The organism is Paracoccus sp. 228 (assembly GCF_000967825.1).
In the GTDB taxonomy this organism is placed as follows: domain Bacteria; phylum Pseudomonadota; class Alphaproteobacteria; order Rhodobacterales; family Rhodobacteraceae; genus Paracoccus; species Paracoccus marcusii.
On the sequence record NZ_JYGY01000001.1, the window covers coordinates 932,063 to 947,072 of the forward strand.

Sequence of the window (15,010 nt, forward strand, 5' to 3'; positions counted from 1 at the left end):
GATCAGACCTGCATGATTTCGGCCTGCTTGGCCGTCAGCGCCTCGTCGACCGATGCGATCATGCGGTCGGTCAGGGACTGGATTTCCGTCTCGTACAGCTTCTGGTCGTCTTCGGGCATGCCGTTGGCCTTGCCCTTCTTGACCTGGTCCATGCCGTCGCGGCGGACGTTACGGATCGAGACGCGGGCGCTCTCGGCGTATTGCGCGGCGACCTTGGTCAGCTCGCGGCGACGCTCCTCGTTCAGTTCCGGGATCGGCAGCATGATGATCGTGCCGTTGGTCTGCGGATTGATCCCCAGACCGCTTTCACGCAAGGCCTTCTCGACCTTGTTGACCATGCCCTTGTCCCAGATGTTGATCGTGACCATGCGCGGTTCGGGCACGTTGACGGTGCCCAGCTGGTTGATCGGGGTCATCTGGCCATAGGCCTCGACCTGCACCGGCTCGATCATCGAGGCCGAGGCCCGGCCGGTCCGCAGGCTGGCGAATTCGCCCCGCAGGCTTTCCATCGCGCCCTTCATGCGGCGCTCCAGGTCGTCAATATCGATCTCGATGTCCTCAGCCATTGTCGGACTGCCTCTGCTTTGAATTTTTTTCGCTTGTAACGGGAATGCCGCAGCTTGGCAAAGCCTTTGCCCGCTTTTCGGCCCCGTCAGGGATCGTTCCGCGGGGGTTCGCCCGCGGACAGCCGCGCCTCGATCTGGGCCAGCCGGGCCAGGACCTCGTCGCGATAGGCCTCGGTCGCGGCGGTGCCTTCCTCCTGGTGGGCCTCCTGCATCGAATTCACGATCAGACCCACCACCAGGTTCATCACCGCAAAGGTGGTGACCAGGATAAAAGGCAGGAAAAACAGCCAGGCATTCGGGTGAACCTCCATCACCGGGCGCACGATGCCCATCGACCAGCTTTCCAGCGTCATGATCTGGAACAGCGAGTAGGCCGAATTGCCCATGTCCCCGAACCAGTCCGGAAAGGTCGGCCCGAACAGCTTGGTCGCCATGACCGAGAAAATGTAGAAAATGATACCCATCAGCAGGAAGACCGACGCCATGCCGGGCAGCGCGGACAGGAATCCCTCGACCACGCGGCGCAGGCGGGGCGTGACCGACACGATGCGCAGCAGCCGCAGGATGCGCATGGCGCGCAGGACCGACAGACCCTCGGTCGCCGGCAGCACGGCGATTCCCACGACGATAAAGTCGAACACGTTCCAGCCGTCACGGAAGAACCGCAGCCCGCGGGCATAGAGCTTCAGCCCGATCTCGATCACGAAGATCGCCAGGCACACCCGGTCCAGCGCGATCAGCAGCGGGCCGGCCGCCGCCATCACCCGCGGCCAGGTCTCCAGCCCCAGGATCAGCGCGTTGAACAGGATCACGGCCGTGATCACGCCTTGGGCCCGGGGTCCGTGGATGAAGCCGTCGACGCGGCCCCGCAGGCTGGTGGTCATGTCAGTTGTGGACCCGCGTATAGGTGCCGCGGCCTTCCAGGATCGACCGGAACCCGCCCGGCGCGTCCAGCGAGAAGACGATGATCGGCAGCTTGTTGTCGCGGGCCAGCGCGATGGCCGATGCGTCCATCACGCCCAGATGCTTCTGCAGCACCTCGTCATAGCTGACATTGCCATAACGCTTGGCGTCGGCATGCTTGACCGGGTCCTTGTCATAGACGCCGTCGACCTTGGTGCCCTTGAAGATCGCCTCGCAGTTCATCTCCGACGCGCGCAGGGTGGCTGCGGTGTCGGTGGTGAAATACGGGTTGCCGGTGCCGGCGGCAAAGATCACGATCCGCTTCTTTTCCAGGTGGCGGATGGCGCGGCGACGGATGTAGGGTTCGCAGACCTCGTCCATGCGGATCGCGCTGATGACGCGGCAATGCAGGCCGCGGCTTTCCAGCGACGACTGCATGGCCAGCGCGTTCATGACCGTGGCCAGCATGCCCATATAGTCGGCGGTGGTCCGCTCCATCCCTTGGGCGCTGCCCTGCAGACCGCGGAAGATGTTGCCGCCGCCGATGACCATGCAGACCTCGACGCCCATCGCCTGGACGGCCTCGACCTCGCTTGCGATGCGGGCGACGGTGGGGGGATGCAGGCCGTATCCCTGATCGCCCATCAGCGCCTCGCCCGAGATTTTCAGCATCACGCGGCCATATTGCTTGGGGACTTCGGTGGTCATCGGGGGCTCCTGTCGCCGGCTGCTTTCATCGCGCCGTTAAATGTCGCAAAAGGGCTGCCGGATCAACTGCCCGGATCGGCCATGCGTGACCCTGACCTGACACAGATCGACGCCGCCCGCCACCTGCTGATCGCCGGACCCACCGCCAGCGGCAAATCTGCGCTGGCACTGGCGGTCGCGCGGGCACAGGGTGGCACGGTGGTCAATGCGGATGCCCTGCAGGTCTGGTCCTGCTGGCAGGTGCTGACCGCCCGCCCGTCCGCCGCCGACCTGGCACAGGCGCCGCACGCCCTTTACGGCCATGTCGCGCCGGGCACCGCCTGGTCGGTCGGCGACTGGCTGCGCCAGGTCGCGGCGCTGCGGGGGCGGCTGATCGTGGTGGGCGGCACGGGGCTGTACCTGACCGCGCTGACCCGCGGGCTGGCGCAGATCCCGCCGACGCCCCCCGAAATCCGCGCCACGGCCGATGCGCGCATCGCAAGCGGCGGTCTGGCCGCGATGGTGGCCGAACTGGACCCCCGCACCCGCGCGCAGATCGATCTTGCGAACCCGGTCCGCGTCCAGCGCGCGTGGGAGGTTCTGACCGCCACCGGCCGCGGCATCGCCGATTGGCAGGACGACACGCCCCCACCCCTGCTGGCGCCCGACGACTGTCAGCGCGTGCTGATCACCAGTGACCGCGACTGGCTGGCGGACCGGATCGCCGCGCGCTTTCACGCGATGCTGGACCAGGGCGCTCTGGAGGAGGTGCGCGCGATGCTGCCCCTGTGGGACCCGGCCGTGCAATGGGCCAAGGCCATCGGCGCGCCCGACTTGGTCGCCCACCTGCAGGGTCATGCGACCCTGGCGGAGGCCACCGAACGCGCCATCATCGCCTCACGGCAATATGCCAAGGCGCAGCGGGTCTGGTTCCGCGGCCGGATGGGCGACTGGCAGATGTGGCAGGCGGGCAACGCCGGGCTGATCACGGTTTAATTCCCGGAAACCCATACGGCGTTCATTGAGTTTTCCCACAGATCGGCGATAATCCGCCGATAGGATCCGTGATGTGGGAGGGTGTCATGTCGGTATGGGATCGCTCTGACTGGACCAAGGGATTTCCGTTCACGCCGACCCGGCTGGCGCCGCTTGGTCGGGGCATCCGCGGGCAAGGCGGCCAGATCGACGTCAATGGTCCCCACCTGCAGACCGAAGGCACCGCCCCCATGCCCATGCAGCGGGCAAGGGCCGCGGACCGCGTGGCCGTTCCGCAGGCGCTGTCCGTCCGCGTGGCGCCCGCCTCGCACCGGTTCGGGCCGCGGCAGGCCAGCCTTCGCCTGCTGCCTGCAGGCGCCTTCACCTGGGGCGGGCGTGCTGTGCCCGTCCAGCCGCGCACGCGCCCCGACCATGTGCTCATCTGGGTATCCGACGGCCGCATGCGCATCGACTTTCCGCGCAGCGGCGGCATTCTGGCCGCAGGCGACGTCCGCTTCGTCCCCGCCGGAACCGCCTTCGCCGCCCGCCCGCTGGACGGGGCAGAGGGTCAGGTGCTGCTGATCGCGCCCGAACTGACCGCGCAGGTCGATCCGCCCCTGCCCCGTTCGGTGGTCGCGGGATGCGCAGGCAGCGGTTCCGCGCTGCTGTCGGCCACCTTGGCCGAACTGATGGCCGAGGCCGCCCGCAGCCCCGATCACCGCACCCTAGGCTGCTATCTGAACATGCTGTCGCTGCACCTGTCGCGTCTGGACCCGCAGCGGGATCACCGGACCGATCCCGGCGCGGTCCACACGGATCGCCCGCTGGTCGACCGCTTCCTGGCCCTGGCCGCGGTCGAGATGGGGTCGTGCCGGACCCTGGCCGATCTGGCGCAGGACTTGGGCACCACGCTGACCCATCTGGACCACGCCTGCATCGAGGCGCGGGGCCATCGCGCCATCAACCTGCTGCATGAATTGCGGGTGGACCGCGCGGCCGAACTGCTGCGCCATACCGACCGACCCGTTCCGCGCCTGGCCCAGGACCTTGGCTATGCCAGCCACGCCCATTTCACCCGCGCCTTTGCCGCCGCAACCGGCCGCACGCCCGAGGCGTACCGCAGCCAGATGCGAAACGCCCCGCCCTAGGACTAGGCCGGGCGCCCAGCAGGGGGTCCGGGGGACGGCCAGTCCCCCGGCGTCGCGGGACGCAAGGGGTGCTCAGTCCTCGGCGGGGGTCTCGCGGCCCCTGAACCCGGTGGCCACCACGAATTTCTCGGACGAATCGCTGCGGCTGGCGGGGGGTTTCACGTTCGCGACCTTGGTGAAGTTCTTCTTCAGCATGGTCTGCATGTCGGTCTCGGCACCGCCCGCCAGGACCTTGGCGACGAAAGTGCCGCCCGGCTCCAGCACGTCGAAGGCCAGCTGCGCCGCCGCCTCGACCAGCGCCACGATCCGGTTGTGGTCGGTGTTCTTGTGCCCCGACGACGCCGCCGCCATGTCGGACATCACCACGTCCGCAGGTCCGCCCAGCCAGGCCTTGACCTTGTCGTCGGCCCCGTCCTCCAGAAAGTCCAGCACGTGGATCTCGGCCCCCGCGATCGGATCGACCTCCTGCAGGTCCAGACCCAGCACGCGCCCGACCTTCTTGCCCGATTTCGTGCCCAGGGCGTTCACACGGGCCACCGCCACCTGGCACCAGCCGCCGGGCGCGCAGCCCAGGTCAAGCACCCGCGCGCCGGGCACCAGAAAGCGGTACTTGTCGTCCAGCTCCAGGATCTTGTAGGCCGCGCGCCCGCGGTAGCCCTCGCGCTTGGCGCGGGCCACATAGGGGTCGTTCAGCTGCCGCTCCAGCCACAGGGTGGAGGACAGCTTGCGCCCCTTGGCCGATTTCACCCGCACGCGTAGATCGCGCGCACCGCGGCCGCTGGTCTTGCCGTCCCGGCTGGTCGGTGTCTTCGTCATCTCATGCCACTCCGTTCAAACCTTCCGGCGCCAGCACCCCATCGCGCACCATCTGGGCATAAAGCAACCCCTCGCGCAGGCCGCGATCCGCGACCGACAGCTTGTTCGTGGGCCAGACCCGCATCAGCGTCTGCAGGATCGCGGCGCCCGACATGATCAGCGCATGCCGTTCGCGCCCGATGCGCGGGTCCGTGCGCCGCCCCTCGGGGCCCAGCTGCAGATAGGAATGGATCACCCGGTCGATCTGGTCGCTGGTCATCTCCAGCCCGTCCACCTTGGTCCGGTCATAGCGGCGCAGGCCCAGGAAACTGGCCGCCACCGTGGTGACCGTCCCTGATGTGCCGATGATCTGGAATCCCTCGTCGGGCGATCCGTCCGCATAGGGGGTGAAATTCGCCAGCGCCTCCTCGAAGAACCACGACATCAGCGCGAAGCGGCCCTGGTCGTCCTCGACATCAGCGAACTGGTCGCGCAACGTCGCGACGCCCAACGGCACGCTGATCCAGTCGACCACGCGGGCGCCGCCCGGCTGCGGGTTCCCGAAGCCGTCCGACAGGCGCATGATCGCGCGCGGCCGCTCCTTGGGCTCCACATCCTCCAGGTCGATCCAGACCAGCTCGGTCGATCCGCCGCCGATGTCGACGACCATCAGCGTCTCGGTCTTGTGGCTGACCAGCGGCGCGCAGCTGATGACGGCCAGCCGTGCTTCTTCCTCGGCGCCGATGATCTCGATGGGCAGGCCGGTCTCGCGCCGGATCGTGCGCAGGAAATCGCGGCTGTTGCGCGCGCGCCGGCACGCCTCGGTCGCCACAAGGCGCATGTTGCGCACCTTGTGCTGATCAAGCTTGCGCTTGCACACCTGCAGCGCGTGCACGGTACGCGCCATCGAGCTGCGGGACAGGCGTCCCGAAGCTTCCAGCCCCTGACCAAGCTGAACCGGCTTGGAGAAGCTGTCGACGACCTGGAACTGACTGCCCGTCGGTCGGGCAATCAGCATCCGGCAAGAATTCGTTCCCAAATCCAGGGCAGCATACAGCGCCCCTTCATCAGGTTGTCGGGTGCCCGACGGCTCGACCGTATTTCTCGGGAACGCGTCCGCACCCGCAGGACGCTTGGGCGTCATAACACACGCCCTCCGATGACAAGTTGAACAAAACGTAACCTGCCATCGGCGACCATTCAAGGGGCCGCGACCGCCGCGGCCACTTGACGGGCGCGCGGGGGCGCGGCAACCAGAAGCGATGATCGACATCCGTCCCGTTGCCCATCCGATCGGCAAGATCCTGACCGCGATCGGTGGCATGATGCTGGCGCCGATGATGGTCGACTGGTGGCATGGCGACCCGCACTGGATGGTGTTCCTGCAATCGGCGGTGATCACCATGGCGGCGGGCGTCTTCGTCGCGGTGGCGACGGCCGGGCGCTATGACCACCTGTCGCTGCATCAGGCGTTCCTGCTGACGTCGGGGATCTGGCTGGTCCTGCCCCTGTTCGGTGCCCTGCCCTTCATGCTGGGCGCGCCGAATGCGACCTTCACTGACGCGATGTTCGAATCGATGTCAGGCTTCACGACCACCGGCACCACGGTCCTGCCGCAGCTGGATTCGCTGGCGCGCGGCATCCACCTGTGGCGCGCGATCCTGCACTGGGCAGGGGGCCTGGGGATCGTCGTCGTGGCGATGGTCTTCCTGCCGGTGATGAAGGTCGGCGGCATGCAGTTCTTCCGGTCGGAAGGCTTTGACACGCTTGGCAAGGTCCTGCCCCGCGCCGGCCAGATCGCGACCGAGATGACGCAGCTGTACCTGATCCTGACCGGGGCCTGCATCATCACCTATCTGATCCTGGGCCTGACCGGGTTCGACGCCGTCGTGCAGGCCTTCAGCACGATCTCGACCGGGGGCTTCTCGAATTACGACGCCAGCTTCGGGGCGTTCCTGGGGCCTGCGGAATGGGCGTCGTCGGTCTTCATGGTGCTGGCCTCGATCCCGTTCATCCGCATGGTGCAGCTGATGCGCGGCCAGGCGAAACCGCTGTGGCGCGACATCCAGGTGCGCGCCTATCTGCGCTGGATCGGCTATGCCTGCGTGATCATCCTGCTGTACCGCGTCCTGTGGCTGGGCCAGACCGGCCACCCCGAGGAGATGCTGCGGGAGACCGTGTTCAACGTCATCTCGACCTTCTCGGGGACCGGCTTCGCCTCCACCGACGTGACGCAGTGGGGCCATCTGCCGCTGATGATCCTGGTGATCTGCGGGCTGATCGGCGGCTGCACCGGATCGACCGGCTGTTCGGTCAAGGTCTTCCGCTATCTGGTCCTGTTCGAGGCCGTACGAGCCCAGATCCGCCGGATGCATTCGCCCCACCGCGTCTATCCGCTGCGCTATGACGGCCAGCCGCTGGAACAGGACGTGGTCGATTCGGTCATGGCGTTCTTTACGCTGTTCTTCCTGACCTTCGGCCTGCTGATCGTGGGGCTGTCGCTGACCGGCCTGCACCCGCGCACCGCGCTGACCGCCGCCTGGACCGCCATCGCGAATATCGGCCCGGTCTGGGGCCCCGAGGTGACGCGCAACGGCTCGATCGCGGAATTTCCGACCTCGGCCAAGTGGCTGATGACCGTGGGAATGTTCCTGGGCCGGCTGGAGCTGGTGTCGGTCCTGGTCCTGCTGCTGCCGCGGTTCTGGCGCGACTAGGGCAGTGCGGTGGGCGCGGCGCCGGCATTCGCGCCGGGCCCGTGGCGCGTCAGGCTGTCGCTCAGTTCCGCCTGCAGGCGGGTCTGGGTTTCCGCGTCCGACGCCGGCCAGATCAGCACGAAGCCTTCGGCCCGGCCATCGCGGACCCAGCCTTCGGCGGCACCGATATGGGCGTCATTCGCGCCATGCAGGGTCGCGTGGCCCGGCTTGACCACGCGGTCGGGCCGGGGCACCCAGCCAAGCGCCGTGACCAGACCGGCCAGATCCAGCAGCTCCTGCTGGCCACCCGGCTGGCTGAACAGGATCAGCGCCGCCCCCGATCCGTCCTTCGGACCATAGATCGACAGCGCCCGTTCGGCCCGGTCGAAGGTCAGCGCGCGCAGGGGGGCGGTGACCGTCAGCCCAGTCGCCGCGTCGACCAGCGGTGCCAGCCCCTGCGCGTCGGTCCAGGCCGCACGGCGTTCCGCCAGCAGCCGCAGCGCCGTGCCCGGATCGGTCGAGGCGCGGGTCTGGGTGATCTCGGCCTGGATCGCGGCGCGGGTGCGGGGACCGTCCTTGCCGTCGATCTGGCCGTCGTAATGCCCCGCCCACCGCAAGGCGCGCTGGACCTGGTCCAGCGGCGGCAGGGGTTCGGTCGCGCCAGGCGCGGGCAGGTCCGGGGCCTGGCCGGCGTCCAGCGCCTCGCCCAGATCGGCGGCGCGGGCCAGCATGGCGTCGTCCGGGATCATGTCGGCCTTGGCTAGCACCGGCAGCCAGGCCGCGGCCGCGTCGTCGGCGACGGGGCCAAGCGCCACCGCGAACCACCCGTCGGGCAGACGCCACAGCCCGGCCTCGGGGAAATCGGCCCGGATCCGCGTCAGCGCGGCGCGGGCCTCGGGTTCGGCCTGAACCGATTCCAGCCGCAGATAGGCGTCGGCCGGCGGTGGGGCCACCACAGCCGGGGCCGCCGCCGCGGTATCGCCCACCGGCATCAGCGCGGTCCCCGGCGCGGGCGTGCTGACGAACGCGTCCTGGGGCACCTTGCCGGCCTGCTTCAGCCGCTCCAACAGGGGCCCGGCGCGATCCTCGGGCAGCGGTCCGATGGCGATCCCCGTCCAGCCACCCGGCAGGGCCAGCGTCACGACCCCGTCGAACCGGTCGGCCCATCCCTGCGCCGCCTGCGCCGCCGCCTGGGGATCGCGCTTGGCCTCCAGCCGGATCACCGCGCCCTGGGCCAGCACCGCACCGGGCAGCGCCCCCGCCAGGACCAGTCCCATCACCAAGCGCAAAGGCGTCGTCATCCTGTCCATCCTGTCGCGGGTGTCCCCCCGCCGTCGGGCCTTCATTGACCCTGTTGCATCGCGCGCCTAGAAGACGCCTTGCCCGATCTACGCAAAAGGATGGCCCGATGACCAGCCCCAACCGACCCCGCAGTTTCCAGGAGATCATCTTGGCGCTGCAGACCTATTGGGCAGGCCAGGGCTGCGCCGTCCTGCAGCCCTATGATATGGAGGTGGGCGCCGGGACGTTCCACCCCGGGACCACGCTGCGCTCTCTTGGATCGCGGGCCTGGGCCGCGGCCTATGTCCAGCCGTCGCGCCGCCCCACCGATGGCCGGTACGGAGAGAACCCCAACCGCCTGCAGCATTACTATCAGTTCCAGGTCATCATCAAACCGTCGCCCCCCGACCTGCAGGAATTGTATCTGGGCAGCCTGCGCGCCATCGGCCTTGACCCGATGGTCCATGACGTCCGCTTCGTCGAGGACGACTGGGAATCGCCTACGCTTGGCGCATGGGGCCTGGGCTGGGAGGTCTGGTGCGACGGCATGGAGGTCAGCCAGTTCACCTACTTCCAGCAGGTCGGCGGCCATGACTGCCGCCCCGTCTCCGGAGAGCTGACCTATGGCCTGGAACGCCTGGCCATGTACGTGCTGGGCGCGGAACACGTGATGGACATGCCCTTCAACGACCCGGACAGCCCGATCGCGCTGACCTATGGCGACATCTTCCGCCAGACCGAACAGGAATATTCGCGCTGGAACTTCGACCAGGCCGACACCGACATGCTGTTCCAGCATTTCAAGGACGCCGAGGCCGAATGCGCCCGCATCTTGGCCGCCGACCGCACCGACGGCGCGGGCCGCACCATCCCGATGGCGCATCCCGCCTATGACCAGGCGATCAAGGCCAGCCACCTGTTCAACCTGCTGGATGCGCGCGGTGTGATCTCGGTCACGGAACGCCAGGCCTATATCGGCCGGGTTCGGGCGCTGGCCAAGGGCTGCGCGGACCTGTTCCTGACCACCGATGCGGCGGGGTCGCCCGCGTGAACTGGGGCAAGGTCGCGGCGCTGGCCCTGCTGGGCAGCACCATCGCCGCGGGCGCGGGCATGTGGTATGCGCAGGAATACCTGTACTATGACCCGATCGACCCGAACGGCCCCGATGCCGCCATCGCGGTGACGACCCCCGCCGGCGAACGGCCCCTGACCCTGACCGGGTTCGAGGGGATCGACGCCGACAGCAGCCCACTGCGCTGGCGCGCCTGTGCCACCGTGGACACGGTTCCCGCCGATGCCCTGCCCTTTGACGGCGCCACGCCCCTGAACGCGCCCGGCTGGTTCGCCTGCTTCGACGCGGCGCGGATCGGCGGCGACCTGGAAAGCGGCGCCGCCCGCGCCGTGCTGTCGGTCAGCGAGATCCGCCCCGACGTGGACCGCGTGCTGGCCGTCTATCCCGACGGCCGCGTCTACGGCTGGCACCAATACAACGACAAGACCCCGGAACGCGGAGTGATGGACTGATGCCCGACCTGCTGATCGAGCTTTTCTCGGAGGAAATTCCCGCCCGCATGCAGGCCCGCGCGCGCGAGGACCTCAAGCGCCTGGTGACCGACGGCCTGGTTCAGGCCGGCCTGACCTATGCCAGCGCCGGTGCCTTCAGCACGCCGCGCCGCCTGGCCCTGGCGGTCGAGGGCCTGACCGCCGCCAGCCCCACCACGCATGAGGACCGCAAGGGCCCCCGCACCGACGCCCCCGATGCCGCGCTGGAGGGCTTTTTGCGCTCCACCGGCCTGACCCGCGATCAGCTGCAGGCCCGCGACGACAAGAAGGGCCAGGTCTGGTACGCCACCGTCACCAAGCCCGGCCGTCCCGCCGCCGATATCGTGGCCGAAGTGCTGGAGACGACGATCCGCAATTTCCCTTGGCCCAAATCCATGCGGTGGGGGTCGGGCAGCCTGCGGTGGGTGCGCCCGCTGCATTCGATCCTGTGCATCCTGTCGGACGAGGCCGGCGCGACCGTCGTGCCACTGACCGTCGACGGCATCGCGGCGGGCAACACCACCCGCGGCCACCGCTTCATGGCGCCAGACGCGTTCACGGTCAGCGGCTTTGACGACTATGCCGCCAATCTGCGCCGCGCCCGCGTGATGCTGGACACCCAGGAACGCGCCGCCGAGATCCGGTCGCAGGCCGACAACCTGGCCTTTGCCCGCGGCTGGCAGATCGTCCCCGACGACGCCCTGCTGGCCGAGGTCGCGGGCCTGGTCGAATGGCCCGTGCCCCTGATGGGCGTGATCGAGGACCGCTTCCTGGCCCTGCCCCCCGAGGTCCTGCAGACCTCGATGAAGGAGCACCAGAAGTTCTTCTCCGCCCGCAATCCGTCAACGGGCCGGATCGAAGGGTTCGTGACCGTCGCCAACATCCAGACGCCCGACGACGGCGCGACGATCCTGGCCGGCAACCAGCGCGTCCTGGCCGCCCGCCTGTCGGACGCGGCGTTCTTCTGGGAAAACGACCTGCGCGAGGCGACATCGGGCATGGCAACCTGGGCCGCGGGCCTGGCGTCGGTCACCTTCCACAACAAGCTGGGCTCGCAGGCCGACCGGATCGAACGCATCGCGGCCCTGGCCCGCGAGATCGCGCCCTTGGTCGGCGCCGATCCCGATCAGGCCGAACGCGCCGCGCGCCTGGCCAAGCTGGACCTGCGCTCGGCCATGGTCGGAGAGTTCCCCGAACTGCAGGGCACGATGGGCCGCTACTACGCGCTGGAGGCCGGCGAACCCGAGGCCGTCGCCGACGCTGCCCGCGACCACTATTCGCCCCTCGGTCCCTCCGACGCGGTTCCGACCGCGCCCGTCTCGGTCGCCGTGGCGCTGGCCGACAAGATCGACACGCTGACGGGGTTCTGGGCGATCGACGAAAAGCCGACGGGATCGAAGGATCCGTTTGCACTTCGGCGGGCTGCCTTGGGGGTGATCCGCCTTTTGCAGGCAGGGTCGATAGCGGCGCCGCTAATGCAAATCGCTGAACAGGCCGTGAAACGTTCGGTCAAGTCGGCTCTGCTTAACAGTGCGGTAGGGACAAAAGGGCTCGCAAAAACCACGGCACCGGACGGGCAGTCTATTGCAGCGGAGCAGCATTTCATCTTTCCTGCGGCAATTCGAACGGGAGACATGGTTCTGGCCAGCAAAGCGGCAGAGCATGACGTTGATGCCGTTGTAGACGCAGGCGACTTCTACTTCACCGGCAGCAATGAGATTCAGCCGTTCCAAGATCAGGTGAAGGTGCTTCCCTATCGTGAAACTGCCAAAGATCTTCTCTCCTTCCTCCATGATCGACTGAAGGTATACCTGCGCGACCAAGGCATCCGTCACGACATCATCGAAGCCGTGCTGGCGCAGGAGGGCAATGACGACCTCGTCCGCGTGACTGCACGCGCCACCGCGCTGAATGCCATGCTGGCAACCGACGACGGCAGGAACCTGACCCAGGGCCTCAAGCGCGCGGGCAATATCCTGGCGCAGGCCGAGGAGAAGGACGGCGTCGAATACAGCTTCGGCGCCGACGTCAAGTTCGCCGAGACGGACCAGGAACGCGCCCTCTTCACTGCGTTGGACACCGCCGAACCGGCGATCCGCCACGCGACGGCCAGGCAGGACTTCCCCGCAGCCATGACCGCAATCGCAGCCCTGCGCACGCCGATCGACGCGTTCTTCGAGGCCGTGCAGGTCAACACCGACAGCCAGATCGTCCGGCGCAACCGCCTGAACCTGCTCAGCCGCATCCGCGAAGCCGGTCGCCAGATCGCCGACTTCACCCACATCGAAGGCTAAAGCCCCACCAAACGAAAACGGCCCGGAGATTGCTCTCCGGGCCGTCTTTGCATGTCCGCCCTGCCGCAGGGGAGCGCGAGGGGACGGTACGTCCCCTCGGCGGGGGGGGNCCTGGGTCTCAGCTAAGACACCGGCACCGCTCGACACCGGGGGGTGCGGGGGGCTGGCCCCCCGCCCTCCGTCGCGGGACGCAGATCAGACCGCGCGTTCCACCATCATGTGCTTGATCGACGCGATGGCCTTGGCGGGGTTCAACCCCTTGGGGCAGGTGTTGGTGCAGTTCATGATCGTGTGGCAGCGGTACAGCTTGAAGGGATCCTCCAGCTCGTCCAGACGCTCGCCCGTGGCCTCGTCGCGGCTGTCGATGATCCAGCGATAGGCGTGCAGCAGCGCGGCCGGCCCCAGGTACCGATCGCCGTTCCACCAGTAGGACGGGCAGGCCGTCGAACAAGAGGCGCACAGGATGCATTCGTACAGACCGTCCAGCTTCTTGCGGTCCTCGATCGACTGCTTCCACTCCTTGCCGGGGGTCGGCGTCTTGGTCTGCAGATAGGGGTTCACCGACGCGTGCTGCGCATAGAAATGCGTCAGGTCCGGCACCAGGTCCTTGACCACCGGCATGTGCGGCAACGGATAGATCGCCACGTCGCCCTTGACCTCGTCGATGCCGAAGATGCAGGCCAGCTTGTTGCCGCCGTCGATCACCATCGCGCAGGACCCGCAGATCCCCTCGCGACAGGACCGACGGAAGGACAGGGTCGGGTCGATCTCTGCCTTGATCTTGATCAGGGCGTCCAGCATCATCGGCCCGCACTTGTCCAGATCGACGAAATACGTGTCCAGACGCGGGTTCTCGCCGGTCTCGGGGTCCCACCGATAGATCTTGAACTTCTTGACGTTGGTTGCGCCCTCGGGCTTGGGCCAGGTCTTGCCGACGCGGATCTGACTGTTCTTGGGCAGGGTGAACTGGACCATGGGTAGCTCCTTTCAGAGAGTGCCTTCGGACGGCACATGGGCCGCAAACAGGGGTTGCGACCGGGCCACCAGATCGGCCACCCGGTCGCGGGCATGAGGGTTCAGCGCCAGCCCGTTCAGGCGGCGCAGGAACTCGGTGGCGCCGGGCGTCAGACGCTCCATCGCGCGGGATTCCAGCGGCGGCAATGCGTCCAAACGCGCGTCAGGGACGCCCACCAGCGACAGCAGCTGAAGGCCGGGACGATCGGCGTCCGCCTCGTCCTCCAGACGCAGCCGGGTGACGGGAACCGGCGACAGCGCGCCGTCCAACCGCCGCAGCAGGTCGCCCCATCCGGGCAGTTCGGACGTCTGCGCGCGGAATTCGGGCAGCGTCAAGGCATAGCCGTCGGTGCGCACGGCCTGCGCCCAGACCGATGGAAGCCACGCCGTCATCCGACGGGTATAGATCACGACATGCGGAGCAAAGCCGCGATCGGCCGCGACCTGCACCAGCGTCGCCAGCATCGCGGGCAGTGCCGGGAACAGACGGGTCTCTCCGCCGTTGCCGGGCATCGCACCGGCCAGATTCTCATGGGACAGGATCACCGGGCGGTCGTCGTCCGGCAGACCGTCCAGAACCGTCTCAAACGCCGCGACCAGCGTGGCGCGGTGATCATCGTCAGGTGCAAGACTGCATGCGATGGCCGCACGTCCAAGCGGACGCATCGGCGTCCCTTCTTCGGGCGTGCGGATCACGACCGCGTCCGCCAGCGCCGGGGCCGAACGGCGCAGGAACCGCTGCAGGCTGGTGGTGCCGGTCTTCTGGACGCCGACATGCAGGAACAGCGGACGGCTCACCGCGTCCCCCGCCAGCCGGGCTGGTCGACCAGCGCACGCTCGGGCATCTGGCCCGACCGGCGCTGGACGCAGCGGTTGAAGACGTCGGACGGATCGCGGCCGCGGATATAGTCGCTGCTGATCTCCAGCTCGACGCTGCCAAAACCGCGTGTGCCCCCCGACCCCGAGCCGACGCCCATCGCGATGCTGCCGCGCGGGCGTTCGGCCATTTCGGCGTCGCGCAGGCAGCTTCGTTCGGCCTGGTCCACCGGGACCGGACCGCAGGCCACCACCACAGGCAGCAGACCCACGAAGATTGCCCGCGCGATCATCAG

General features: G+C 68.1%; 15 protein-coding genes. 6 read left to right on the forward strand and 9 right to left on the reverse strand.

From position 1 onward, the window contains the following. Positions 1-2: 2 nt before the first annotated feature. The 3 genes from frr to pyrH form a co-directional block, all read right to left on the reverse strand. Positions 3-566 carry a ribosome recycling factor gene (frr, locus tag SY26_RS04550; protein WP_045999416.1) on the reverse strand — a complete coding sequence of 188 codons (564 nt, stop codon included), beginning with the start codon at positions 564-566 and terminating at the stop codon, positions 3-5. An 86-nt stretch (positions 567-652) separates the two neighbouring features. Beyond that, entirely contained in the window at positions 653-1,450 is a 798-nt protein-coding gene (locus tag SY26_RS04555; protein WP_045999417.1) for an ion transporter, read from the reverse strand. 1 nt (position 1,451) lies between these two features. Further along, positions 1,452-2,177: a UMP kinase gene (pyrH, locus tag SY26_RS04560; protein WP_045999418.1), complete on the reverse strand. Its 726-nt coding sequence runs from the start codon at positions 2,175-2,177 to the stop codon at positions 1,452-1,454. 81 nt (positions 2,178-2,258) lie between these two features. On the opposite strand from pyrH, the gene miaA reads away from it, so the two are divergent. Both miaA and SY26_RS19795 read left to right on the forward strand, forming a co-directional pair. Further along, the gene (gene miaA / locus SY26_RS04565) at positions 2,259-3,152 is read left to right on the forward strand and encodes a tRNA (adenosine(37)-N6)-dimethylallyltransferase MiaA (RefSeq protein WP_045999419.1); all 894 of its coding nucleotides are present in this window, start codon (positions 2,259-2,261) and stop codon (positions 3,150-3,152) included. Positions 3,153-3,238: 86 nt separating this feature from the next. Next, positions 3,239-4,279: an AraC family transcriptional regulator gene (locus tag SY26_RS19795; protein WP_198143082.1), complete on the forward strand. Its 1,041-nt coding sequence runs from the start codon at positions 3,239-3,241 to the stop codon at positions 4,277-4,279. Between the two features lie 72 nt (positions 4,280-4,351). Here the strand turns inward: SY26_RS19795 and SY26_RS04575 are convergent, their stop codons facing one another. Both SY26_RS04575 and SY26_RS04580 read right to left on the reverse strand, forming a co-directional pair. Next, entirely contained in the window at positions 4,352-5,095 is a 744-nt protein-coding gene (locus SY26_RS04575; protein ID WP_045999420.1) for an RlmE family RNA methyltransferase, read from the reverse strand. Position 5,096: 1 nt separating this feature from the next. Beyond that, positions 5,097-6,218, reverse strand: a complete 1,122-nt coding sequence (locus SY26_RS04580) for a Ppx/GppA phosphatase family protein (protein WP_042245371.1) — start codon at positions 6,216-6,218, stop codon at positions 5,097-5,099. A gap of 118 nt (positions 6,219-6,336) precedes the next feature. Between SY26_RS04580 and SY26_RS04585 the strand changes: the two genes are divergently transcribed. Continuing rightward, positions 6,337-7,788, forward strand: coding sequence for a TrkH family potassium uptake protein (locus SY26_RS04585; protein ID WP_045999421.1), 1,452 nt, complete (start codon positions 6,337-6,339; stop codon positions 7,786-7,788). Here the strand turns inward: SY26_RS04585 and SY26_RS04590 are convergent. After that, positions 7,785-9,068, reverse strand: coding sequence for a peptidoglycan-binding protein (locus SY26_RS04590; RefSeq protein ID WP_052715120.1), 1,284 nt, complete (start codon positions 9,066-9,068; stop codon positions 7,785-7,787). The genes SY26_RS04585 and SY26_RS04590 overlap by 4 nt on opposite strands. A gap of 107 nt (positions 9,069-9,175) precedes the next feature. Here SY26_RS04590 and SY26_RS04595 point away from each other — a divergent pair, with 107 nt between their 5' ends. From SY26_RS04595 to glyS, 3 genes are read left to right on the forward strand one after another with little or no spacing between them, the layout of a single operon-like run. Next, entirely contained in the window at positions 9,176-10,099 is a 924-nt protein-coding gene (locus SY26_RS04595) for a glycine--tRNA ligase subunit alpha (RefSeq protein WP_045999422.1), read from the forward strand. Then, positions 10,096-10,572 carry a DUF6446 family protein gene (locus SY26_RS04600; RefSeq protein WP_045999423.1) on the forward strand — a complete coding sequence of 159 codons (477 nt, stop codon included), beginning with the start codon at positions 10,096-10,098 and terminating at the stop codon, positions 10,570-10,572. Before SY26_RS04595 ends, SY26_RS04600 begins: the two co-directional genes overlap by 4 nt. Further along, complete coding sequence (gene glyS / locus SY26_RS04605) at positions 10,572-12,884, forward strand: glycine--tRNA ligase subunit beta (protein ID WP_045999424.1); 2,313 nt, start codon at positions 10,572-10,574, stop codon at positions 12,882-12,884. Before SY26_RS04600 ends, glyS begins: the two co-directional genes overlap by 1 nt. A 195-nt stretch (positions 12,885-13,079) precedes the next feature. On the opposite strand, the gene SY26_RS04610 is transcribed toward glyS, so the two are convergent. The 3 genes from SY26_RS04610 to SY26_RS04620 are packed head-to-tail and all read right to left on the reverse strand — an operon-like array spanning position 13,080 to position 15,007. Then, positions 13,080-13,859 (reverse strand): succinate dehydrogenase iron-sulfur subunit, encoded by a 780-nt coding sequence (locus SY26_RS04610; RefSeq protein ID WP_045999425.1) that lies wholly within the window; start codon positions 13,857-13,859, stop codon positions 13,080-13,082. A 12-nt stretch (positions 13,860-13,871) separates the two neighbouring features. Continuing rightward, positions 13,872-14,696 carry a hypothetical protein gene (locus tag SY26_RS04615; protein WP_045999426.1) on the reverse strand — a complete coding sequence of 275 codons (825 nt, stop codon included), beginning with the start codon at positions 14,694-14,696 and terminating at the stop codon, positions 13,872-13,874. Beyond that, positions 14,693-15,007: a hypothetical protein gene (locus tag SY26_RS04620; protein ID WP_045999427.1), complete on the reverse strand. Its 315-nt coding sequence runs from the start codon at positions 15,005-15,007 to the stop codon at positions 14,693-14,695. The genes SY26_RS04615 and SY26_RS04620 overlap by 4 nt, the downstream gene beginning before the upstream one ends. Positions 15,008-15,010 lie beyond the last annotated feature (3 nt).

Bases quoted from the DNA above. Each gene is read 5' to 3' on its own strand.
- SY26_RS19795 (WP_198143082.1), top strand. From the start codon at position 3,239: ATGTCGGTATGGGATCGCTCTGACTGGACCAAGGGATTTCCGTTCACG.
- glyS (WP_045999424.1), top strand. From the start codon at position 10,572: ATGCCCGACCTGCTGATCGAGCTTTTCTCGGAGGAAATTCCCGCCCGC.
- pyrH (WP_045999418.1), bottom strand. From the start codon at position 2,177: ATGACCACCGAAGTCCCCAAGCAATATGGCCGCGTGATGCTGAAAATC.
- frr (WP_045999416.1), bottom strand. From the start codon at position 566: ATGGCTGAGGACATCGAGATCGATATTGACGACCTGGAGCGCCGCATG.
- SY26_RS04575 (WP_045999420.1), bottom strand. From the start codon at position 5,095: ATGACGAAGACACCGACCAGCCGGGACGGCAAGACCAGCGGCCGCGGT.
- SY26_RS04580 (WP_042245371.1), bottom strand. From the start codon at position 6,218: ATGACGCCCAAGCGTCCTGCGGGTGCGGACGCGTTCCCGAGAAATACG.
- SY26_RS04590 (WP_052715120.1), bottom strand. From the start codon at position 9,068: ATGACGACGCCTTTGCGCTTGGTGATGGGACTGGTCCTGGCGGGGGCG.
- SY26_RS04595 (WP_045999422.1), top strand. From the start codon at position 9,176: ATGACCAGCCCCAACCGACCCCGCAGTTTCCAGGAGATCATCTTGGCG.
- miaA (WP_045999419.1), top strand. From the start codon at position 2,259: ATGCGTGACCCTGACCTGACACAGATCGACGCCGCCCGCCACCTGCTG.
- SY26_RS04620 (WP_045999427.1), bottom strand. From the start codon at position 15,007: ATGATCGCGCGGGCAATCTTCGTGGGTCTGCTGCCTGTGGTGGTGGCC.
- SY26_RS04610 (WP_045999425.1), bottom strand. From the start codon at position 13,859: ATGGTCCAGTTCACCCTGCCCAAGAACAGTCAGATCCGCGTCGGCAAG.
- SY26_RS04555 (WP_045999417.1), bottom strand. From the start codon at position 1,450: ATGACCACCAGCCTGCGGGGCCGCGTCGACGGCTTCATCCACGGACCC.
- SY26_RS04585 (WP_045999421.1), top strand. From the start codon at position 6,337: ATGATCGACATCCGTCCCGTTGCCCATCCGATCGGCAAGATCCTGACC.